The sequence below is a fragment of the Azohydromonas lata genome (assembly GCF_034427735.1).
GTDB lineage: Bacteria > Pseudomonadota > Gammaproteobacteria > Burkholderiales > Burkholderiaceae_C > Azohydromonas > Azohydromonas lata.
In genome coordinates this window covers 1-20637 of sequence record NZ_JAXOJX010000033.1, presented here as the reverse complement: position 1 = coordinate 20637, position 20637 = coordinate 1, and the positions used below count along the sequence as shown (strand labels likewise).

Below are 20637 nucleotides of genomic sequence, written 5' to 3'. Positions count from 1 at the left end.
CGGCGGCCGGCCCCCTGAACACGGTGTTAGACCATCTAACACCCGCCGCCGGCCGCCTTCAAGGCTCCGCCAGCAGCCGCCGCAGCGTCTCCGGGTCCACCGGCTTGACCAGGTGCGCATCGAAGCCCGCGCGCAGCGCCTGCTGCACGTCGCGGCCCTGGCCGTAGCCGGAGAGCGCGATGAGCTTGCCGCCGTGCCCCGCGGCGCGGCTGCGCTTGGCGACTTCGTAGCCGGTGAGGCCGGGCAGGCCGATGTCGATGATGGCCACTTCCGGCCGCAGCCGCAGCAGCTCCGCCAGGCCCGCCACGCCGTCCACGGCCGTGCTCACCGTGTGGCCGTCGAGCTCCAGCAGGCTGCGCAGCGCGCTCATGGCGTCGGCGTTGTCCTCCACCAGCAGCACCTGGCGGGGCCGCGAGGCCAGCCGCGTCTCGCGCACCGGGTGCAGCGCCGGCGGCTCTATGGCCGGCAGCCGCACGCGGAAGGTGCTGCCCTCGCTGGAGCTTTCCACCCCCACGGTGCCGCCGTGCAGCTCCACCAGGCGGCGCACCAGCGTCAGGCCAATGCCCAGGCCGCCGGCACGCCGGTCCAGCGTGCGCTCGCCCTGGACGAAGAGGTCGAAGATGCGCGGCAGCAGCGAGGCCGGAATGCCCAAGCCCTGGTCGCGCACCTCCAGCACCGCTTCGGAGCCCTCGCGCGCGAGCCGCACCTCGATGCGCCGGCCCTCCGGCGTGTACTTCAGCGCGTTGGACAGCAGGTTGTTCACCACCTGCTCCACGCGCGTGGCGTCGGCGTCTCCCCACACGCCTTCCTGCAGTTGCAACTGCAGCTCGTGCTGCTGCGTCTGCCCGGTGAGCTGCATCGTGGAGACCAGCCGCTGCACCAGGGCTGAAAGCTCCAGCGGCTGGCGCGAGAGCACCACCTTGCCGGAGATGACGCGGGCCACGTCCAGCAGGTCTTCCATCAGCCGCGCCAGGTGCCGCGTCTGGCGGCCGATGATGTTGCGGGCGTTGGTGGCCAGCGCCTCGTTGGCGCTGCCGCGGTTGAGCACTTCCACGGCGGAGGAGATGGCGCTCAGCGGGTTGCGCAGCTCGTGGCCCAGCATGGCCAGGAACTCGTCCTTGGCGCGGCTGGCGGCCTCGGCCTCGCGCCGCGCGGCCTGCTCGCGCTCCACCAGCGCGGCGCGCTCCTGCTCGGCGGCTTTTTGCTCCGTCATGTCCACGGTGATGCCTATGGCCTGCAGCGGGCGCGCGTCCTCGGCGTAGGTCACCAGCACGCGGCTGGAGAGCCAGCGCGTCTGCCCGCCCTCCAGCGCCACGCGGAACTCCAGCGTCAGCCGCTCGGCGCGCTGGTGCAGCAGCCGCGCCAGGGCGTGGCGCACGCTGGGCCGGTCCTCGGGGTGGATGCGCTCTATCCACTCGGCCAGCGGCCCCTCCACGCGCTTGCTGCGCAGGCCGAAGAGCTTGGCGTGGCCGGAGGTCCAGGAGGCCGTGTCCGTGCCCACGTGGTAGTGGAAAAAGCCCACGTGCCCGGCCTCCTGCGCCAGGTCCACCAGGTGCTGGCTCTCGCGCAGGCGGCGGTCGGCGTGGGTGAGGCGGGCCTCGGCGAGCTTGCGCTCGGAGATGTCCACCAGCGCGCCGATGGCGCCGCGCGGGCGCCCGGCGGCGTCCAGCAGCGGCGCGGCGTGGGCGATGACATGGCGCGGCGGCCGGTTGGGGAACTGCAGCTCCAGCTCCAGCCCGCGCAGCGCCTGCCCGCTGGCGGCGGCGCGCTGCAGCGGCTGCTCCTCGCGGCCGAGCAGGTGGCCGCGGTGCAGCATGCGCACGGTGTCGCTGGCCTCGGCGCCGCCCACCAGGGCGTCCATGGCCGCGTTGTGCAGCACGGAGCGGCACTGCGGGTCGTGGGCCACGGCCAGGCCCACGGGAATGCTGTGGAACAGGGTCTCGAACTCGTCGGCCTTGCTTTGCAGCCGGGTGCGGGCCACGGCCTCCTGTGCCTCGGCCGCCACCAGGGCGTCGCGCAGCACCGTGATCTCGTCGACGACGATGCGCCCAAGCGGCTGCCGCGGCCCGGCCGTGGCCAGCAGCCGCAGCGGCAGCGTCACGCGGCGCGCCACGTACAGCGCCACCGCCACGCCCAGGAGCAGGCACACCAGCGCGGTGCTGAGCGTGGCCACCACGGCGCGGCGCGCGCGCGTCTCCAGCGGCTCGGCGGCCACGCCCACGCCCACGCCCCAGCCGTAGCCCGCGGGCTGCCAGGCGACGTAGCCGTCGCCGCCGCCCAAGCGGTCGGCCCGCGTCACGCCGGCGGGGCTGCCGGCCACCAGGCGCAGCGCCTGCGGCGGCAGCTCGCGGCCCACGGCGACGGGCCCCTGGTCGGCCACGCGGGCGATGAGGCGGCGCTGCCGGTCGAAGAGGCTGGTGAAGCCTTCGCCGGGCCGGCCCATGTTCTCCAGCAGGCGCTGCCACACGTTGCTGTCCATCCACGCGCCCAACACGTAGCGCACCTGGCCGTCCACGCGCACCGGCACCAGCACGGCGGTGCAAAAGCGCCCCTCGAAGCGCGCGGCCAGCAGGTCGGAGACGGCGGGCCGGCCGCTGCTGGCCGTGTCGCGGGCAAGCTGGCGCAGCCAGGGCGCGGGCTGGGCCGGGGGCTGCGCGGTGTCGAGCAGCGGCTGGCCGTCCGGGTCCAGCAGGAAGACGCCGCTCCAGGCCGCGCGCATCTGCGGCTGCTCGGCGAAGGAGGCGGCGAAGGCTTCGACGTCGCCGCGCTGCAGCGCATCGTCCCAGGACAGTATGGACAGCGCCTCCATGCTGGCCGTGAGCTCGCGCTCCACGCCGTGCGCCAGCCCTTCGGCGCTGCGCTGCAGTTGCACGTCGAGCTGGTCCTGCTCGGCCCGGATGCTGGAGAACACCTGCCAGGACATCAGCAGCACGCTGGGCAGCGTGCCCAGCAGGATCATGGCCACCAAGTAGGTGCGCAGCGAAGCCCGCGGCCAGCCCGGCCACCAGGACCGCCCAAGGGTTCGCGGGGGATTCATCACAGGCAAGCTATCGGGCAAGCCCAATACCCGTGGTGCAGTGGAAGAAGCAGGAGCGTCATTGGTTTTTTGTGGAGGCCTGGAGTGGATGCGGCGCCGCGCATGCGGGGCAGTCTAGTCCTGCGGCGCGGGGGACGTTGAGGGCGCAACACCGCCGCCGGCCGGCTGCGCTGGACCGCCCAGCGCTGCAGGGCGGCTTTCATGCCTGGTGCACGCGGCGGGCGCGCCAGTGCCGGTACCAGCGCATCAGCGGCGTGGCCGAGATGCCGTGCAACACGATGGACAGCGCCACCGCCACCAGCGTGGCCGAGATCAGCACCTGCGCCAGCGGTCCCTTCACGCCGTGCTGCAGCGCGTAGCTGACGTAGAACACCGAGCCCACGCCGCGTATGCCGAACCAGGCCAGCAGCCGGCGCTGTGCCGGCGGCAGCCCGCCGATGGTGAGCAGCACGGCCAGCGGGCGCAACGCGAACACCATCAGCAGCGCGTAGGCCACCACCGGCCAGCTCCAGCGCACCAGCGTCATGGCCGCGCCCAGGAACACCACCATGCTGACCTCCACCAGCCGCTCCAGCCGGCCGCTGAAGGCCGACAGCCGCCGGCCCAGCGCGTCGCCCTCGTGCGGCGGCTCGCGGTGGCCGTGCAGCAGCGCCACGCCGGCGGCAAAGACGGCCAGGAAGGACGTGACCTGCAGCAGCTCCGACAGCGCGTAAGTGAGGGCGATGGTGCCCAGGTAGAGCAGCTCGTCCCAGCACAGCGGGCTCTGGCGGCGCATCTGCCACGCCACCAGGTGGCCCACCGCGCGTCCGCACAGCCAGCCCAGGCCCAGCCCGCCGCCCACGGCCCACAGCAGGTCGTGCAGCGCCCAGGTGCTGCCGCCTTCGCCCAGGTCGTGCAGGCCCAGCAGGCCCAGCGCCAGCGTCACCAATGGAAAAGCCGTGCCGTCGTTGAGCCCGCCCTCGGCGGTGAGCGACAGGCGCACCGCGTCGCGGTCGCCGGTGTCGTGGATCTGCACCTCGGAGGCCAGCACCGGGTCGGTGGGCGCCAGGATGGCCGCCAGCAGCAGCGCCGCGGCCCAGGGCAGGGCCAGCAGCCACACGCCCGCCGCGGTGGCCAGCGCCACGGTGGCGACCATGGTGGTGCTGGCCAGCAGCAGCGCCACGCGCCAGCGCTTCCAGCGCGCGGGCAGCTCCAGCTTGAGGCCGACGCCGAACAGCGAGATCAGCACCGCCCATTGCGACAGCAGCTCCAGCAGCGCGGCCTGGCGCAGCGGGTCGGGCTGGGGCAGCGGCGCATGCAGCACGGCCGCGCCCCAGCCCACGGCCAGGTAGATCAGCGCCGAGGACAGCGGCAGCCGCCGCACCGGCGCTTCCAGCAGCGCCATCGCGACCAGCACAAGGCCCAGCAGCAGCATGGTCGCGGTCAGCATGTGCGCTGCATCAGCAAGCGCAATGCCCCGCGGCAGGCCCTGGCGGGGCGCGTGTCAAGGGCCTTGAGCCCTCGCACCGCGCAATCCCCGCAAGCTCGGAACAGGGGAATGGCGATTGCCGCGGAAAACGGCACCGCCGCCATGGGATTGGTTTCATGAGCTCCCCGCCACCGCCTCTGCGTGTCGCCTTGATCAGCGAACACGCCTCGCCCTTGGCCCCGCAAGGCGGTGTGGATGCGGGCGGGCAAAACACTTACGTCTCCCACGTGGCGCGCTGCCTGGCGCGGCGCGGCCATCACGTGGACGTGCTCACCCGCCGCGACGCCGCCGCGTTGCCCGCCGCCGTGGACCTGCGCCCTGGCGTGCGCGTGCTGCACATCCCGGCCGGGCCGGCGCGTTTCGTCCCCAAGGAGCAACTGCTGCAGCACATGCCGGCATTTACGCGCGCGTCCCGGCAACTCCTGGCGCACAGCGTCCCTTACGACGTGGTGCACGCCAACTTCTTCATGTCCGGCCTGGTGGGCCTGCGGCTGAAGGCCGGCTTCGGCGTGCCGCTGGTGATGACCTTCCATGCGCTGGGCCGCGTGCGGCTGGAGCACCAGGGCGCGGCCGACGCCTTCCCGCCGGAGCGCATCGCCATCGAGGCGCGCATCGTGCGCGGCGCGGACCGCGTGGTGGCCGAGTGCCCGCAGGACAGATCGGATTTGCTGCGCCTTTACGGCGCCGACGACGCCCGATCGGCCGCCTGCGCGCGCTGGCCCGCGAGGCGGGGGTGGCGGATGGCGCTGGCCGCGCGCATCGCGCAACTGCACGCCAACCCGGCGCTGGCGCAGGCCATGGGCCGCGCGGGCATGCGCCGCGTGCGCACGATGTTCACCTGGGACGGCGTGGCCGACGCGCTGGCCACCGTCTGCCAGCAGGTGCGCCGCCCGCGCGAAGCGGCGGCGGTGCCGGCGGCCGATCTCGACCGCTCGCAACCGGGAGCCGTGGCATGACGCACCACGGCGCCGCCGCGCCGCCGTGTCCGGCCGTGTTCCTGGACAAGGACGGCACGCTGGTCGTGGACGTGCCCTACAACGCCGACCCCGCGCTGCTGCGCTTCACGCCGCGCGCGCTGCCGGCCCTGCAAGCGCTGCAGCGCGCGGGCTACGCGCTGGTGGTGGTGGTGAGCAACCAGCACGGCCTGGCGCTTGGGCGCTTCAGCGCCGAACAGTTCGAGACACTGCGCCGGGCGCTACATGACAAGCTGGTGGCCGAGGCAGGCGTCACGCTGGACGGCTTTTACTTCTGCCCGCATGCGCCGGACGCCGGCTGCGATTGCCGCAAGCCCGCGCCGGGGCTGCTGCTGCAGGCGGCTGGGGCGCTGCACCTGGACCTGGCGCGCTCGTGGATGGTGGGCGAGATCCTCAACGACGTGGAGGCCGGGCGTCGCGCCGGCTGCCGCAGCGTGCTGCTGGACGTGGGCAACGAGACGCAGTGGCAGCTCTCGCCGCAGCGCCTTCCGCACCACCGCGCCAAGGATTTGTTCGATGCCGCGGCTTTTATTTTGGGGAGCGACGACATGGGCGAGAACCAAACGTTGCGGCATGACGCCGCGCCTGTTGTGAGCCACGAGGTGCTGTCATGAGTGCCCCCTGCGAACGCCAGCGCCTGTGGCAGGGCGCGCGGCGGGTGCTGGCCATACGCCTGGACAACCTCGGCGACCTGCTGATGACGACGCCGGCGCTGGTGGCGCTGCGCACCTCGCTGCCGCAGGCGCACATCGCCCTGCTGGCTTCCAGCGCGGGCGCGGCGCTGGCCTCGCACGTGCCGGTGGTGGACGAAGTGCTCGCCTACGACGCGCCCTGGGTCAAGCGGCCGGCCGGCGCGCTGGAGCGCTCGCTGGGCCCCGGCGAGGCCGAGGCGCGCATGGTTCGGATACTGGCCGAGGCCCGCTTCGACGCCGCCGTCATCTTCACCGTGTGCACGCAAAGCGCGCTGCCCGCCGCGCTGCTGTGCCTGCAGGCCGGCATCCCGCTGCGCCTGGCCTACAGCCGCGAGAACCCCTATGAGCTGCTGAGCGACTGGATCGCCGACACCGAGGTGCCCGCCGACGGCATGCGCCACGAGGCGCAGCGCCAGTTGGACCTGGTGCACCACGTGGGGCTGCAGGCCGACGCGCAGCGGCTGCTGTTCCGCTTCAAGGTGGAAGAGGCGCTGGCCATGCGCCACAAGTTCGAGCGTGCCGGGGGCGACCTCACGCGGCCGTACTTCGTGGTGCATCCCGGCGCCACGGCCGCCTCGCGGCGCTGGCCGGCCGAGCGCTTCGGCCAGGCCGCGCAGGCGCTGGCGGACGCCACGGGCTGCCAGGCCGTCTTCAGCGGCGGGCCTGACGAGCTGCCGCTCATCCACGAGGCCATGGCCGCCATGCGCGACGGCGGGGAGGGCGCCGTGTCGTTGGGCGGCGAGCTGGTGCTGGGCGAGCTGGCCTCGCTCATCGCTGGGGCGCAGGTCACCCTGTGCAACAACAGCGCGCCGGCGCACCTGGCCGCCGCGCTCAACGCGCCGGTGGTGGTGCTGTACGCGCTGACCAACCCGCAGCACACGCCCTGGCAGGCGAGGGCGCGGGTGCTCAACCATCCGGTGCCTTGCCGCCATTGCCTCAAGAGCGTGTGCCCCGAGCGTCACCATGACTGCCTGGAGCGCGTGCCGCCACAGGATGTGGTACAGGCGGCGCTCGACCTCATGGGACCGCTGCCCGGCGTGCCGCTGCATCCGGCCAGCCCCTGCATTCCCCACCCAGTTACGGCACTTGGATGATCACTCTCGGCATCAACGCAGCTTTCCACGACTCTTCCGCCGCCCTCGTGCGCGACGGGCAGCTCATCGCCGCCGCGGAAGAGGAGCGTTTCACACGCATCAAGCATGGCAAGCGGCCGTTGCCGTTCACGGCGTGGGAGCTGCCGTACCACGCTATCGATTACTGCCTGGCCGAGGCCGGTCTCACGCTGGCGCAGGTGGACCATGTGGCCTACAGCTACGACCCGCAGCGCTTCATCAGGGGCCGCCTGGAAGGCGACAGCATCACGCTGCCGCTGCAGCCCTCGGCGCAGCCCGCCCCCGGCTGGGACAACCCCTGGGACCCGCTGTTCGCCGCCTACGTCAGCAACGCCCCGCGCCAGCTCGCCGACGGCGCGCCGCACCACCTGAAAAAGCGCTTCAAGGGCTGCCGCTGGGACGGCCCCTTCCAGTGGCATTTCATCGACCACCACCTCTGCCACCAGGCCAGCGCCTTCCTGGCCGCGCCCTTCGAGCGCTGCGCGGTGATGACGCTGGACGGCCGCGGCGAGGACGCCACCACCGCCTACGGCCTGTGGGCCGACGGGCTGTACCGCCCGCTGGGCGAGGTGGACATGCCGCACTCCCTGGGCCTGCTCTACGAGCGCGTCACCAGCCACCTGGGTTTCCTGCACAGCAGCGACGAGTACAAGGTCATGGCGCTGGCGGCGCTGGGCAAGCCGCGGTTTGCGCAGGCGCTGCAGCTCCAGGTGCGCGTGTTCCCCGACGGGCGCTACGAGATCGAGCGCATCGACCTTGGCGCCCTGGTGCCGCCGCGCGAGCGCGGCGCGGCGCTGGAGCAGCCGCACCTGGACCTGGCCGCCTCGCTGCAGCAGGTGCTGGAGCGCTCGGCGCTGCAACTGGCCGGCTGGCTGCGCGAGGCCAGCGGCGAGCCGCTGCTGGCCATGGCCGGCGGCGTGGCGCTGAACTGCGTGATGAACGCGCGGCTGCGCGACGCGGGCCTCTTTGACCAGGTCTGGGTGCAGCCCGCCGCGGGCGACGCCGGCACGGCGCTGGGCGCGGCGCTGTGGGTGGATGCGCGCGAGGGCGCGGGTGCCGCGGCCGTCGTCAACGCCGTGGCGGCCGCGGCCCAGGACGCCGCGGCCCCGGCGCGCGACGTGGCGCTGGCAAGCCGCGCCGCCCCCAACGCCGTGCCCACGGTGCTGCGACGCTCGGACTGGGCCATGGAGCACGCCTACTGGGGGCCGGGCTACGGCGACGACGAGATAGCGCAGCTCCTGAAGTGGGCCAAGCTGACGTACCGCCGCGTGGACGACGTGGCCGCCGAGGCCGCGCAACTGCTGGCGCAGGACCTGGTGATCGGCTGGTTCCAGGGCCGCATGGAGTTCGGCCCGCGGGCGCTGGGGGCGCGCTCCATCCTAGCCTCGCCGCTGCACGCGCAGATGCAGGCGCGCATCAACGAACTGAAGGACCGCGAGGACTTCCGCCCCGTCGCCCCCGCCGTGCCGGAGGAAGACCTGGGCGACTGGTTCACCCCCGCGCAGGCCAACGGCGGGCAAGCGCGCTTCATGCTCTTCATCTACGACGTGATCAAGCGCCAGGCCCCGCGCATCCCGGCCGCCTGCCACGCCGACCTCACGGCCCGCGTGCAGACCGTCACCGCCGAGGCCAGCCCGCGCTACCACGCGCTGCTGAAGGCCTTCGGGGCGCTCACCGGCGTGCCGGTGCTGATCAACACCTCCTTCAACGTGCGCGGCGAGCCCGTGGTGTGCACGCCCAAGGACGCGCTGGACGCCTTCTTCAGCACGCCGCTGGACGCGCTGGTCATGGGCAATTTCATCCTGCGCAAGGGCTGAGCGTTTCGTTGCGCGCCGCAACCGCATCGAGAAATCCCACTGCAAGAGCTGATGCACCGATGAGCCCCGTCGAAATCGCCGTCGTCATTCCCACCTGCCGGCGCCCGGACCTGCTGCGCGGCTGCCTGCAGGCGCTGTTGCGCCAGCGCCTGGACCCGCCACGCTTCGAGGTGCTGGTGGTGGACGACGGGCGCAGCGACGATACCCGCGCCGTGGTGGACGAGCTGGCCGCGCGCCCCGGCGGCGGTGATCGCCTTCACCGACGACGACACCGCCCCCGGCTGGCTGCAGGAGGGCCTGCGCGCCCTCCTGGGCTTTGCCTTCAAGCGACGGGGCGTCGCGTCGCTGGCGCCCGCGCACGTGGCCGAGATGCTCGTGACTTCCTTTGCCATTCCGTACCTCGCGGTGTACTGGCGCTTCGTCGGCGCCTGGCGTTTCCGCGTGCTCTTTATATGAACGAGGGTGACATGCCGATTTCCCTGCCCACTTCCCAACGGGACCGCTATCCGCACAGCCTGCCTGGCGCGGTGCCCGCCGCCGAGGGGCCCTTGCGCCGCATAGGCGTGTTCCGCGCCCTGATGCTGGGCGACGTGCTGTGCGCCGTGCCGGCGCTGCGCGCGCTGCGCGCGGCGCACCCGCAGGCCGAGATCAGCTACATCGGCCTGCCCTGGGCGCGCGAGCTGATGCAGCGGCTGCCCATGGTGGACCGTTTCATTGATTTCCCCGGCTTTCCCGGGCTGCCCGAGGGCGGCGTGGACCATGGGGGCGTAACGGACTTCCTGCACCAGATGCAGCGCGAGCACTTCGATTTGCTGCTGCAGATGCACGGCAGCGGGCGCATCGTCAACCCGCTCATGGCCGCTTGCGGCGCGCGGCGCTCGGCCGGCTTCTTCGAGCCCGGCGCCTTTTGCCCGCAGCCCGAGCTGTACACGCGCTGGCCCAGCGAAGGGCACGAGGTGCACCGGCTGCTGCGGCTGCTGGACCACCTGGGCGTGGCGCGGCAGGGCGACCACCTGGAGTTTCCGCTGCGCCCGCAGGACTTCAGCGACCTGCAGGCCGTGTGGCCGGGCGCCGCGTCCGACGAGCCCTACGTGTGCGTGCACGCCGGCGCGCGGCTGCCCAGCCGGCGCTGGCCGGTGCAGCGCTTTGCCGAGGTGGCCGACCGCATGGCGCGCCAGGGGTTCACGGTGGTGCTCACCGGCAGCGCCGGCGAGGTCGCGCTGGCGTCGGAGCTGCAGGCGCACATGCGCCAGCCCAGCATCAACCTGGCCGGGCGCACCACGCTGTGGACCTTGGGCGCGCTGGTGGCGCGCGCGCGGCTGCTGCTGTGCAACGACACGGGCATCTCCCACGTGGCCGCGGCGCTGGCCACGCCCAGCGTGGTGGTGGCCAGCGGCTCGGAGGTCTCGCGCTGGCGGCCGCTGGGCCGCGGCTCGCACCACGTGCTGTGGCAGGCCATGGAGTGCCGGCCCTGCCACCACGTGAGCTGCCCAACGGGCCACGCCTGCGCGCTGGCCATAGGCGCGGCCGAGGTGTCGGCGGCCTGCGAAGGGCGCCTGGCCGCCACGCTGGACCAGCCCCGCGCCGAGCCGCATCTCTACAGCTGAGAGCGCAGCGCTGATGCCCATGCCCGGCCGCCCCGCTTCCTCGGCGTCCTGCGGCGGCCGCCGCCTGCGCGTGCTCACCTGGCACGTGCACGGCAACTCCCTCTACGACGGGCGACAAGGCCGAGGGCCTGGTGGTGGTGATGGGCGAGCGGCTGCACGACCCGGCGCTGTTTCGAAGGCGTGCCGCGCGCCGCCGGTGGCTTGCAGCGGGTGATCGCGCTCGGTAATTGCGTAAGCGTTTGGCAAGGCTCAAGGGCTGGTGGAACCGAGCAGAGTTCACTCCCGGCCGGCGCGTTGGGCCGCCTAGACTGCGCCCATGCTTCTCACCCCCGACCAACGCCACGCCATCCGCCAGACCGTCGAACAGTTCACTTTCGGCCGGGGCCAGGCCTGGCTCTACGGCCCCTGTGCCTGCGCGAGCGCGAAGTGCGACGACGTGGAGCTGCTGGTGGATTGTCCCGATCCGGTGGACGACCCGGGCACCTGGGAAGACACCTTGCGCGCCCAACTGGTCGAAGCCCTGGGCCCGCGCCGCGTGGAAGTGCTGCTGCAGGCGCCCAACCTGCCGGACCGGCCCGTGCACTGCGTGGCGCGCGCGACGGGGCAGATGCTGTAAGGGGGGCAGCCGGAAGCGGGGCAGGGCGCAACAAGCAGACGGCAAAGGGCGCCGCCGCCGGTTTTCGGTGGCCGCAAGCTGATCCGCTGAACTCGTTGCTTCGTCATCCCCGCGCAGGCGGGGACCCAAGCGGTCCCCAAGCCGGCCGCCAGCTCATGGGCCGGCCTCACAAGGGCCAAAACCGCGGCTTTCCTGCAGTGTCCCTTCACTCCGGTCTGGGGACCGCCTGGGTTCCCGCCTTCGCGGCAGTGACGGATCAAGGTGCACTGCGCACCGCCCTCCGGCTGACCGTTGCCGGGCTTTTGCGCTCAGCCCCCCTCGCAGCCCCCTTCAACCCGCGCACCCTCAACCCCGTCCCAACCCTTTCTCCACCAGCGCACACAGGTTGTGCCCAATGAAGATGTGCGCCTCCTGGATGCGCGCCGTGGACTGGCCCGGGAAGATCAGCGGCACGTCGCTGGGCGCCGCCAGCGGGCCGCCGTCGCGGCCCAGCAGCCCAACGGTGTGAACGCCCAAGTTGCGCGCCACGGCGCGCTGCGCGGCCTGGGCGCGCGGGCACAGCTTGGGCGACAGCACGGACTCCCGTATCGCCCCGGAAGCCTCCTGGGGAGAGAAGGGGTGGGCTGCGGTGGAGGCAGCCTCGTGGGGGGAGGAGACGGGAAGGGCGCTGTTGGAGGGGGCAGGTGGCGTCGGCACGTCAGACGGCTCAGCGGGGACGCTGCGGTTCGGCAATGCACATCTCCCGCAGGGCCTTGCGCCCGTGGGTGCGCGCCCAGGACGTGCCTGGGCTGCTCAGGAAGCGCAGCAGCCGCCACTCGTCGGCTTGCAGCCCGCCATGGGCGCGCACCGACTCACCCAAGCGGCGGCACAGCGCGGCGCCGGCCTCCCAATCCTCGGCCAGCGCCAGCACGGCCGGGTGCACATAGGCCTTGCGGCACACGGCGGGCGTGTTGCCCAGGTGGCGGGCGACCTCGGCGATCACGGGAGCCAGCTTCGGCGCCCCTTCGCATTTCAGACAGGCCAGCCGCAGCAGCGCCAGCGCGCGCACGCTGCCGTGCCAGGTGCGAAAGTCCTTGGCCGTGAACCGCTCGCCCGCGGCGGCTTCCAGGTAGTCGTTGACCTCGCCGGAGCCCACGGCGTGGGTTTGGCCGTCCTCGCCCACGTAGTGAAACAGCTCCTGGCCGGGCAACTGCTGGCAGCGGCGCACCACGCGGGCCACTTGCGGATCGTCCAGCGCCACCTCGTGTTGCACGCCGTGCTTGCCGCGAAAGCGCAGCTTCAGCTTGCTGCCGGTGAGGCCCGCGTGGCGGCGGCGCAGCGTGGTCAGGCCGTAGGAGCGGTTGTCGCGGGCGTACTCGTCGTTGCCCACACGCAGCACGGTGCTGTCCAGCAGCCGCACCAGGGTGGCCAGTACCAGCGTGCGCGAGGGCCCGCCGCGGGTGCTGGCCTGCAAATCCTCGGCCACGCGCCGGCGAATGCGCGGCAGCGCCTGGCCGAACTCCAGCAGGCGCTCGAACTTGTGGTCCTCGCGGTGGGCGCGGAAGTCGGGGTGGTAGCGGTACTGCTTGCGCCCGCGCGCGTCGCGCCCGGTGGCCTGCAGGTGGCCGTTGGCCTGGGCGCAGATCCACACGTCGGTGTAGGCGGGCGGGATGGCGAGCTGGCGTATCTGCGCCAGCCGCTTCTCGTCGGTGAGCTCGCGGCCGCGGGCGTCGAGGTAGACGAAAGCGTCGCCGCGGCGCTCGCGGCGCAGGCCGGGCTGGGTGTCGCTCACCCAGCGCAGGCCGGGCGGCAGGGTTTCCTCAACACTGTCCTGGAGCACGGCGGCCATGGCGGCGGCTCCCGGCGGCGTGCTTGCTCGGCGTCAGCGGGCGTCGGCTCCCGGCAGCTTGCGCGCCTGCGCCAGGTGCTGGCGCAGCGTGGGCAGGGTCTGGCGTATCCAGGCCTGCAGCTCGGGGTCCTTGGTGTCGCGCGAGGCCTTTTCGAAGCGCTCGATGGTGCTCACGTGGTCCTGCACGCCCACGGTGTTGACGAAGGCGGTGTCGAAGGGCGTGGCGCCCTGCAGCCGCTCCAGCACCGTCTGGCGGTCGGCCGGCATCTGGCCGGGCAGCTCGACGCGGTGCGCGTCGGCCAGGGTCTGCAGCCGGCCCTGGGCGCGCACGTGGTCGCGCTGCATGTGGGCGGCGAACTCGCGCACGGCGGCGCTGGAGGCGCGGTCCTGGCCGAGCTGCGCGGCGGCGATCTCGTACAGGCCCAGGCCGGCGGCGGTCTGGACGAAGGTGCGCTCGGCGCTGCTGAGCTGGGTGGCGGATGGGGCAGGCGTTCCCGTTTTGGCGGACGCTTCGCCGGCCCCAGCGGCCATGGAGGCGGTGCTCGCGGCCGGCACGGCCACCGGGGGCGACGACGTGGCGCCGGTGGCCTGGCCGCCACCCGCGCCCACGGGTGCGCCGCTGCTGCCGCCGGCGGTGGGCTCGTTGCCGGCAGGCACGGCCGGCCCGGAGGCTTCAGGCAACGAGCCCGAAGGCGTGCCGGGCGCCGTGGTGGAGCCGGCGCCGCCGGTGCCCGTGGCCGTCCCCGCGCTGCCGGTGATGCTGCCCGCGGCGTGCTCGACGCCGGAGGTCGGCCGGTGGTCCTCGGTGACCTTGGGCGACTTGGGGTCACAGCCGGCCAGCAGGGCCAAGCCCAACAGGCCCGCCAGGGGCAGCGTCCTGAAGTTGTTCATGGTGTGTGCGGGGGGAGGGCGGTGCGGCTGCCAAGGGAAGGCTGGCGGCCGCGGGCCCCGCCTTGGGCGCGCCAAGCGCGTTGGGCACCCTGCGGCGGGTTCAGTAGGGTCAGGTCGCGGCGCGCAGGCGGTTGCGCAGCTCGCGCACCTGGTCGTGGTTGCGCTTGACGCCCTGGTACTGGCGGTCCACCACGGCCTGGATTTGCGGCGGCAGCGGCTTGGCCAGCGCGTTGCGGTAGCTCGTGAGGGCGGTGTCCTCGCCGCGCTCGCACTCTTCCAGGATGGCCTTGTCGTCGTAGGTGGAGAGCGTGGCCTTCACCGCCACCCAGCCGCGGTGCATGGCGCCCATGGCGCTGCCGCCGGTGTCGGCCTCGCCGCCGAGCTGGGCCACCAGCGACTGCAGCTCGCTGGCGCCGCGCTGGCAATCGCTTGCACGTTGCAGCAGCAAATTCTTCAAGTCGGGCGACTTGGCGTGCTCGGAGCTGGTGCGGAAACCGTACTCGCCGTCCTTGCTGGTTTCGATCAGGTCGTTGAGGGTGTCGATGACTTCGTCGTTGCTCATGGGGAAACACTCCTTGAATGCGGGTAGGACCTTCCAGGCAGACAGCGTGCCCATGGGATTGCTGCACTGCGGCATGAGGCTTGCATCAGTTCTGCGCATGAAGCCCCCGCACGCGCCCGCGCACGCCCGCGACCCCGACGACGAGGCGCGTTGCCATGTCGTCGACACCACCATGTTCTGGAGCCCGACCGGCGGAGGCGTGCAGCGCTACCTGAAGGTCAAGCACGCGTGGCTGGCGCGGCAGCCGGGCTGGCGGCACACGGTGTTCGCGCCCGGCGCACGCGGCTGGGGCTTCGAGGACGCGGGCGGCATCCCCCTGCCGGGCTTGGGCGGCTACCGGCTGCCGCTGGACCGCCGCGCCGCGGCCCGCCGCATCGAGGCGCTTGGGCCGGACCTGATCGAAGCCGGCGACCCCCTGCGCCTGGGCTGGGCCAGCCTGGACGCCGGACAGCGCCTGGGCGTGCCGGTGGTGGCCTTCTGCCACAGCAACGTGATGGAGATGGCCGCGCGGCTCCTGGGCGGGCCGAACTGGCTGCGCCGCCTCGTGCGCCGCACGGTGGCGGCCTACCTGGCGCGCATGTACCGGGACTTCGACCTCGTCCTGGCTCCCAGCCGATCCATGGCCGAGCAGTTGCGCGCCATAGGCCTGAACAGCGTGGAGCAGCAGCCCCTGGGCGTGGACACGCGCGCCTTCCACCCCTCGCGGCGCGACCCCGGGCTGCGCGAGGAGCTGGGCATCGCCCCCGACGTGAAGCTGCTGCTGTTCGCCGGCCGCTTCGCCCCGGAGAAAAACCTGCCGCTGCTGGCTGACGCCGTGCGCCGCCTGGGCAAGCAGTACCTGCTGCTGGCCGTGGGCGACGGCCCGCTGCCGCCGCACGGCTCGCGCGTGCAGCGCCTGCCCTACGAGCCGCGGCCCGCGCACCTGGCGCGGCTCATGGCCAGCGCCGACGCCTTCATACACGCCGGCGACCAGGAGAGTTTTGGCCTGGCGCCGCTGGAAGCCATGGCCTGCGGCACGCCCGTCATCGTGCGCAAGGCCGCGGGCCTGGCCGAGCTGGCCGAGGGCGGCGCCGCCCTGGCCGTGGACAGCGACAAGCCCGCGCAGTGGGCGGAAGCGATTGCGGCATTGTTTGCTTCGGATACCACCCCCTGGCGCGAGGCCGGCCGCGCTTGCGCCGAGCGCTATGACTGGGACGTGGTGCTGCCCCAGCTCGTCACCTGCTACCGGCGGCTGATGCACGGCAGCCGCCTCACCGGCGAGGAAGCCACGCTGCCCGCGCTGCACTGGTGCGGCATGCCCGCGTCCTCCAGCCTGTCCTCGCCCATGGCGCCCACGGGCAAGGACGTGCTCTGAGCCCGCGCCGGCCGTGGCCCTGGCCCTGAACCCGGCGTCCGCCCTGTTGGGCGCCACCCCCGCCGAGCTGCCGCGCGACGCGCTGGCCCCCGGCGGCGCGCTGGCGCTGGTGGTGCACGACGTGGCGCCGGCCACCTGGGAGCGCTGCGCCGCGCTGCTGCAGGCCGCGCGCGATCTGGCGCCCGCGCTGCCCGCCACGCTGCTGGTGGTGCCGCGCTGGCACGGCCAGCCGTCCACGCGCGCTTTCGAATCCGCCATGGACGCGGCGCTGGCCGAAGGCCACGAGCTGGCGCTGCACGGCTGGAGCCACCTGGACCCCGTGCCCGCGCGCGGCACGCTGCAGCGGCTGCGGCGGCGCTTCTACACGGCGGGCGAGGGCGAGTTCGCCGCACTGGCGCGCGAGGACGCGGCGCGGCGCATCGCGCTGGGAAAGCGCTGGTTCGCGCGCCGGGGCTGGCCGCTGGCGGGCTTCGTCCCGCCGGCCTGGCTGTTGGGCGAGGGCAGCGCGCAGGCGCTGGCCGACGCGGGTTTTGCCTACAGCTGCACGCTGGACCGCTTCATCGCGCTGCAGGGCCAGGCGCCGCTGCGCTCGTGGAGCCTGGTGTTCAGCACCCGCGCGGCGTGGCGGCGCGGCGTGTCGCGGCTGTGGGTGCCCTTCCTGGCGCGGCGCTTGAGCGATGCGCCGCTGCTGCGCTTCGAGCTGCACCCGGACGACGTGGTGTACCCCGAGGTGCGCCGCTGCTGGCTGGACTTGCTGGCGCGCGCCCTGGCGCAGGGCCGCCAGCCGCTGCTGTTGCGCGAGGTGGCGCAGCGGCTGCCCTTGAAGCCCAGCCTGTAGGAGCGCCGCGCCCCCTGCGCTCCTGCCGCGCCCAAAGAAAAAGCCCGGCGGGGCCGGGCATTTCTCCTGGTTGAAGGTGAGCCGTTACTGCCGCGTGAGCACCACGTCGCTGCCGCGCATGCGCAGCGTGCCGTCCGGCAGCATTTCCAGCGGTTCGCCACTGTCCAGCCGGTATTCGGCCTGGCCGGTGGATTCCCAGTGCTCTTCGGCGGCGACGAAAAGGTCCTCCCGCATCATGTGTTCATAGCCCCTGACCTTGTAGCTCTTGCCGTGCGCGTCGCGAGCGCTGAAGGTTTCGAGCAGATGCAGCTTGTGGTCCATGTGTACCTCCTTGTGCGGCGTCCGGCGCCATTGGGCCGGCCGTGCGGGCATCGTAGGCAGTCGGCCGCCGGCTGCAAACCGATGCCCAATGCCAGCGCTGGACAATGCGGGCTTGTCACAGGACTGACGCCCCAGCGCAAACACAAGGGAGACCCGCCTTGCCCCGCTTCGCCGCCAACCTCTCGCTGCTGTACACCGAGCACGCCTTCCTGGACCGCTTCCAGGCCGCGGCGGCCGACGGCTTCGACAGCGTGGAATGCCTTTTCCCCTACGCCTTCGAGCCCGCCGAGGTCGCCCAGCGCCTGCAGCGCCACGGCCTGCGCCAGGTGCTGTTCAACGCGCCCCCGGGCGACTGGGATGCCGGCGAGCGCGGCCTGGCCGCACTGCCGGGCCGCGAACAGGCGTTCCGCGACGGCTTCATCCACCAGGCGCTCCCCTGGGCCCGCGCGCTGCGCTGCCCGCGCGTGCACGTGATGGCCGGCTGCATGCCCGCGGGCGTGCCGCGCCAGGCGCTGGAAGAGCTGTTCCTCGACAACCTGCGCTGGGCCGCGCGGCTGGCGGCCGAGGAGGGCATCGAGCTGCTGATCGAGCCGCTGAACCCGCGCGACGTGCCCGGCTACCTGCTGCAGCGCCAGGAAGACGCGCACCGCCTGGTGCAGGCGCTGGGCGAGCCCAACGTCAAGGTGCAGATGGACCTCTACCACTGCCAGGTCACCGAGGGCGACCTCGCCATGAAGCTGCGCCAGTGGCTGCCCACGGGCCGCGTGGGCCACATCCAGTTCGCGGGCGTCCCCGAGCGCCACGAGCCGGACGTGGGCGAGCTGAACTACCCATACCTGTTCGGGCTGATCGACGAGCTGGGCTACACGGGCGTGGCCAGCGCGGAGTACCGGCCGCGTGCGGGCACGTCCGAGGGTTTGAGCTGGCTGCGGCGCTGGAAGGCCGGTCAGGCTTGAGGTTTTGAAGGGTTTATTGCGGGCGCAACGGCGGGGCTGTCCTGGGGAGGCTGTTCGTCCGTGTCAGCCCTGTGGCAAGGGTGCTGCGCTCGTCCCGTGCCGGCAGCACCCACGCCAAAAGCCGGCGAACGCTCACCAGGGCCATAGCGCCAGCAGCGTCCCCGCCGTCACGAAGCCCGTGATGGCCCCCGCCGCCACGTCGCTTGGGTAATGCAGCCCCAGCACCACGCGCGACGCGGCCACCAGCAGCGTGAAAGCCCACGCCAGCGGCGCCCAAGCCGCGTAGTGCCAGCTCAGCAGCACGGAAAAACTCACCGCGTGCAGCGTGTGGCCGCTGGGAAAGCTGTAGCGGTCCAGCGCCTTGGCGCAGGCGCGGATGTCGGGGCAGTCCACGCACGGGCGCTCGCGCCCGGTGCGCAGCTTCACCCAGCGGTAGAGCACCACGTTGATCACGCCGGCCGCGCCCATCTGCAGCGTGCACACCAGCCCATCGGGGCTGCCGCCCAACCAGGGCAGCACCAGCATGAGCGCGTACCACAGGCCGCCGTCGCCCAGCCGGCTGGCCACCACCAGCAGCCGCAGCAGCGGCAGGCGCTGCGCACCGCGGTGCAGCCACCGCGCCCATTGGCGGTCGATTTCCAGCCAGCGCTCGCGGCGCTGCTCAGGCCATGGCCACATGGGGCAGCCGCACCGGCAAGGGCTGCAGCGCCAGTTGCGCCAGCCGCTGCTCGAAGCGCGAGAGCACCTGCTCCCAGCGCACCTGCAGCGCCGCCTGGCGCGCGGCCAGCCGCATGGGCGCCAGCAGCTCGCCCATCTCCGCCGCGCGTATGGCCGTGCGTATGAACGCCTCCTCGTCGTCCGGCGGCACCAGCAGCCCGCTGTGGCCGGAATCGACGTGCTGCGCCGCGGCGGCCAGGTCCACCGCCACCACCGCCAGCCCGCTCGCGAGCGCCTCCAGCGTCACGTTGCCGAACGTCTCGCTCTGGCTGGGAAAGAGGAACAGGTCGGCGCTGGCGTAGTGCTCGGCCAGCGCCTGGCCGTGCTGGGAGCCGACGAACTCGGCCGCCGGAAAGTCGCGCTCCAGCCGCGCGCGCAGCGGGCCGTCGCCCACCACCACCATGCGTGTGAGCGGGCGCAGCCGCCGCGCTGCCTGGAAGGCGCGCAGCGCCAGCGTCACGTTCTTCTCCGCGGCCAGCCGGCCCACGTAAAGCATGACCACCTGCCGCGGATCGGCCGCGTTCCAGCGCGCGCGCAGCGCGGCGCTGTGCCGGTCCGGCGAAAAGAGCTCCGTGTCCACGCCGCGGCCCTGCACCTCCACGCGCTGGAAGCCGCTCAGGCGCAACTGCCGCGCCAGCGCCCGCGTGGGGACGAAGCAGCAACTGGCCTCGTTGTGGAAGCGCCGCAGGCAGGCCGCGATCAGCGGCTCGGCCCAACCCATCCGGTAATAGCGGGCATAGCCGTGAAAGTTGGTGCGGAAGTCGGTACTGACGGTGAGCCCAAGCCGCCGCGCCGCGTGCACCGCCGCATGGCTCATGGGCCCAGGCGTGGCGACGTGGACGATGTGCGGCTTGAACGCCTGCCAGTGCGAGATGAAGCGCGCCTGCCGCTCCACGCCGAAGCGCAGCGCCGGGTACAGCGGGATGGGGAATCCGTGCGTGCGCCACTCCTGCGCGTCGTCCCGCGCCGCCTCGCCGCGCTGGCGCGGGCGTATGAGCTGCACCTCGTGCCCGCCCTCACGCAGAAACCGCACCGTGCGCTCCGTGGTCAGGGCCACGCCATTGAGCTCCGGCGGGTAGGTTTCAGTGACGTAGGCGATGCGCACGGCGGTCGTGTTGGTAGCGGCAGTGCAGCGGCCGAAGCAGTTTGTGTTCCCGAGCGGGGCGCTGGGACTTGCACTGCGGCCCGACCCGGGCCCCGTTCAAGGTGTGAGGGTGCAGCCGGCCGCGTCGAAGCGGCGCTTGAAGTGCAGCTCGACCTGCGCGCCCACCTCGGCATCCAGCAGCACGGGCGCAGGCTCGTCCAGCAGCCGCGGCGTGCCCAGCGTCACCCACAGGCCGTCCACCACCGCCAGCGCGGCACAGGGCACCGGCGTGTCGGTCCGGGCCGGGGCAGTATCGGCCCACTGGCAGGCCGCCCCTGAGCGCTGCAGCAGCTTGAGCGCGCGCCCCGGGCGCGAAAGCAGCACCTGCACGTCCACGCCGCGCCAGGCGGCCTGGCAGAGCAGTCGCAGCAGCACGGGGCCGGGCTTTTCGCCCGGACCCAGCGCCAGCCGTATGCGGAACTGAGCCATGCCCAGCGCCTGCAGCAGCGCGCCGCGCAGCGCCAGCGCGCCTTGCGGATGCCCAAGGGGCGCGGGCGCCATTTGCTGCTGGCCCGCCACGGGCAGCAGCGTGCGCCAGCGCCGTGCGGGCAGCTCAGGCTGCAGGCGTCGGATCCAGTCCTGGACGAAGCCTTGCTGCAACGCGGGGACGACGGGGCCTTCCAGCGCCATGGCCGGCGCGCGCGTGCCGCCGGGGGTGATGAAGGCCCAGCGCCCGTCGGCCACCAGCAGCGGCAGCGAAGCC

The 20637-nt window shown here is 73.0% G+C and carries 19 protein-coding genes and 2 pseudogenes; 11 read left to right on the top strand and 10 right to left on the bottom strand.

Features of this window, described 5'->3' with window-relative positions; all coding sequences use genetic code 11:
* Positions 1-58 precede the first annotated feature (58 nt).
* Together SM757_RS19030 and SM757_RS19025 are read right to left on the bottom strand one after the other, a co-directional pair.
* Positions 59-3037, bottom strand: a complete 2979-nt coding sequence (locus tag SM757_RS19030; protein ID WP_322466702.1) for a hybrid sensor histidine kinase/response regulator — start codon at positions 3035-3037, stop codon at positions 59-61.
* 199 nt (positions 3038-3236) lie between these two features.
* Positions 3237-4466, bottom strand: a complete 1230-nt coding sequence (locus SM757_RS19025) for a cation:proton antiporter domain-containing protein (protein WP_157118699.1) — start codon at positions 4464-4466, stop codon at positions 3237-3239.
* 176 nt (positions 4467-4642) lie between these two features.
* Here SM757_RS19025 and SM757_RS19020 point away from each other — a divergent pair.
* The 8 genes and pseudogenes from SM757_RS19020 to SM757_RS18990 form a co-directional block, all read left to right on the top strand.
* A pseudogene (locus tag SM757_RS19020) lies at positions 4643-5203 on the top strand (glycosyltransferase); the annotation flags it as partial.
* A 254-nt stretch (positions 5204-5457) separates the two neighbouring features.
* Positions 5458-6093: a D-glycero-alpha-D-manno-heptose-1,7-bisphosphate 7-phosphatase gene (locus SM757_RS19015; RefSeq protein WP_322466701.1), complete on the top strand. Its 636-nt coding sequence runs from the start codon at positions 5458-5460 to the stop codon at positions 6091-6093.
* The gene (locus SM757_RS19010; protein ID WP_084267120.1) at positions 6090-7265 is read left to right on the top strand and encodes a glycosyltransferase family 9 protein; all 1176 of its coding nucleotides are present in this window, start codon (positions 6090-6092) and stop codon (positions 7263-7265) included. The genes SM757_RS19015 and SM757_RS19010 overlap by 4 nt, the downstream gene beginning before the upstream one ends.
* Positions 7262-9100, top strand: a complete 1839-nt coding sequence (locus SM757_RS19005; RefSeq protein WP_322466700.1) for a carbamoyltransferase family protein — start codon at positions 7262-7264, stop codon at positions 9098-9100. Before SM757_RS19010 ends, SM757_RS19005 begins: the two co-directional genes overlap by 4 nt.
* Before the next feature lie 59 nt (positions 9101-9159).
* Positions 9160-9309 (top strand): annotated as a pseudogene (locus SM757_RS35590) (glycosyltransferase family 2 protein); the annotation flags it as partial.
* Positions 9310-9346: 37 nt separating this feature from the next.
* Entirely contained in the window at positions 9347-9556 is a 210-nt protein-coding gene (locus SM757_RS19000; protein WP_322466699.1) for a hypothetical protein, read from the top strand.
* Between the two features lie 11 nt (positions 9557-9567).
* Entirely contained in the window at positions 9568-10707 is a 1140-nt protein-coding gene (locus SM757_RS18995) for a glycosyltransferase family 9 protein (protein ID WP_322466698.1), read from the top strand.
* Between the two features lie 316 nt (positions 10708-11023).
* A complete protein-coding gene (locus SM757_RS18990; RefSeq protein WP_066331137.1) occupies positions 11024-11323 on the top strand; it encodes a hypothetical protein in 300 nt (99 codons plus the stop codon).
* Positions 11324-11668: 345 nt separating this feature from the next.
* Here the strand turns inward: SM757_RS18990 and SM757_RS18985 are convergent, their stop codons facing one another.
* The 4 genes from SM757_RS18985 to SM757_RS18970 all read right to left on the bottom strand — a co-directional run bounded on the left by SM757_RS18985 (position 11669) and on the right by SM757_RS18970 (position 14604).
* Positions 11669-12019 carry a hypothetical protein gene (locus SM757_RS18985; protein ID WP_322466697.1) on the bottom strand — a complete coding sequence of 117 codons (351 nt, stop codon included), beginning with the start codon at positions 12017-12019 and terminating at the stop codon, positions 11669-11671.
* Between the two features lie 10 nt (positions 12020-12029).
* A complete protein-coding gene (locus SM757_RS18980) occupies positions 12030-13151 on the bottom strand; it encodes a DNA topoisomerase IB (RefSeq protein WP_322466696.1) in 1122 nt (373 codons plus the stop codon).
* Between the two features lie 33 nt (positions 13152-13184).
* Positions 13185-14042, bottom strand: coding sequence for a DUF4142 domain-containing protein (locus tag SM757_RS18975; protein ID WP_322466695.1), 858 nt, complete (start codon positions 14040-14042; stop codon positions 13185-13187).
* Positions 14043-14151: 109 nt separating this feature from the next.
* Positions 14152-14604, bottom strand: coding sequence for a ferritin-like domain-containing protein (locus tag SM757_RS18970; RefSeq protein WP_066331240.1), 453 nt, complete (start codon positions 14602-14604; stop codon positions 14152-14154).
* A gap of 97 nt (positions 14605-14701) precedes the next feature.
* Between SM757_RS18970 and SM757_RS18965 the strand changes: the two genes are divergently transcribed.
* Together SM757_RS18965 and SM757_RS18960 are read left to right on the top strand one after the other, a co-directional pair.
* Positions 14702-15958, top strand: coding sequence for a glycosyltransferase (locus SM757_RS18965; RefSeq protein ID WP_322466694.1), 1257 nt, complete (start codon positions 14702-14704; stop codon positions 15956-15958).
* 13 nt (positions 15959-15971) lie between these two features.
* Positions 15972-16796, top strand: a complete 825-nt coding sequence (locus SM757_RS18960; protein ID WP_322466693.1) for a polysaccharide deacetylase family protein — start codon at positions 15972-15974, stop codon at positions 16794-16796.
* A gap of 84 nt (positions 16797-16880) precedes the next feature.
* Here SM757_RS18960 and SM757_RS18955 read toward each other — a convergent pair whose 3' ends face one another.
* A complete protein-coding gene (locus SM757_RS18955; RefSeq protein WP_066331151.1) occupies positions 16881-17117 on the bottom strand; it encodes a hypothetical protein in 237 nt (78 codons plus the stop codon).
* A 158-nt stretch (positions 17118-17275) separates the two neighbouring features.
* On the opposite strand from SM757_RS18955, the gene otnI reads away from it, so the two are divergent.
* Positions 17276-18073, top strand: a complete 798-nt coding sequence (otnI, locus tag SM757_RS18950) for a 2-oxo-tetronate isomerase (protein WP_322466692.1) — start codon at positions 17276-17278, stop codon at positions 18071-18073.
* Between the two features lie 132 nt (positions 18074-18205).
* On the opposite strand, the gene SM757_RS18945 is transcribed toward otnI, so the two are convergent.
* From SM757_RS18945 to SM757_RS18935, 3 genes are all read right to left on the bottom strand, one after another.
* The gene (locus SM757_RS18945; protein WP_322466691.1) at positions 18206-18751 is read right to left on the bottom strand and encodes a phosphatase PAP2 family protein; all 546 of its coding nucleotides are present in this window, start codon (positions 18749-18751) and stop codon (positions 18206-18208) included.
* Positions 18735-19895 carry a glycosyltransferase family 4 protein gene (locus tag SM757_RS18940; protein ID WP_322466690.1) on the bottom strand — a complete coding sequence of 387 codons (1161 nt, stop codon included), beginning with the start codon at positions 19893-19895 and terminating at the stop codon, positions 18735-18737. Before SM757_RS18940 ends, SM757_RS18945 begins: the two co-directional genes overlap by 17 nt.
* Positions 19896-19991: 96 nt before the next feature.
* The coding region (locus SM757_RS18935; RefSeq protein ID WP_407655784.1) for a phospholipase D-like domain-containing protein at positions 19992-20637 on the bottom strand (646 nt) is incomplete at its 5' end.

Bases quoted from the DNA above. Each gene is read 5' to 3' on its own strand.
- SM757_RS19030 (WP_322466702.1), bottom strand. From the start codon at position 3,037: ATGAATCCCCCGCGAACCCTTGGGCGGTCCTGGTGGCCGGGCTGGCCG.
- SM757_RS19025 (WP_157118699.1), bottom strand. From the start codon at position 4,466: ATGCTGACCGCGACCATGCTGCTGCTGGGCCTTGTGCTGGTCGCGATG.
- SM757_RS19015 (WP_322466701.1), top strand. From the start codon at position 5,458: ATGACGCACCACGGCGCCGCCGCGCCGCCGTGTCCGGCCGTGTTCCTG.
- SM757_RS19010 (WP_084267120.1), top strand. From the start codon at position 6,090: ATGAGTGCCCCCTGCGAACGCCAGCGCCTGTGGCAGGGCGCGCGGCGG.
- SM757_RS19005 (WP_322466700.1), top strand. From the start codon at position 7,262: ATGATCACTCTCGGCATCAACGCAGCTTTCCACGACTCTTCCGCCGCC.
- SM757_RS18995 (WP_322466698.1), top strand. From the start codon at position 9,568: ATGCCGATTTCCCTGCCCACTTCCCAACGGGACCGCTATCCGCACAGC.
- SM757_RS18990 (WP_066331137.1), top strand. From the start codon at position 11,024: ATGCTTCTCACCCCCGACCAACGCCACGCCATCCGCCAGACCGTCGAA.
- SM757_RS18980 (WP_322466696.1), bottom strand. From the start codon at position 13,151: ATGGCCGCCGTGCTCCAGGACAGTGTTGAGGAAACCCTGCCGCCCGGC.
- SM757_RS18975 (WP_322466695.1), bottom strand. From the start codon at position 14,042: ATGAACAACTTCAGGACGCTGCCCCTGGCGGGCCTGTTGGGCTTGGCC.
- SM757_RS18970 (WP_066331240.1), bottom strand. From the start codon at position 14,604: ATGAGCAACGACGAAGTCATCGACACCCTCAACGACCTGATCGAAACC.
- SM757_RS18965 (WP_322466694.1), top strand. From the start codon at position 14,702: ATGAAGCCCCCGCACGCGCCCGCGCACGCCCGCGACCCCGACGACGAG.
- SM757_RS18955 (WP_066331151.1), bottom strand. From the start codon at position 17,117: ATGGACCACAAGCTGCATCTGCTCGAAACCTTCAGCGCTCGCGACGCG.
- SM757_RS18945 (WP_322466691.1), bottom strand. From the start codon at position 18,751: ATGTGGCCATGGCCTGAGCAGCGCCGCGAGCGCTGGCTGGAAATCGAC.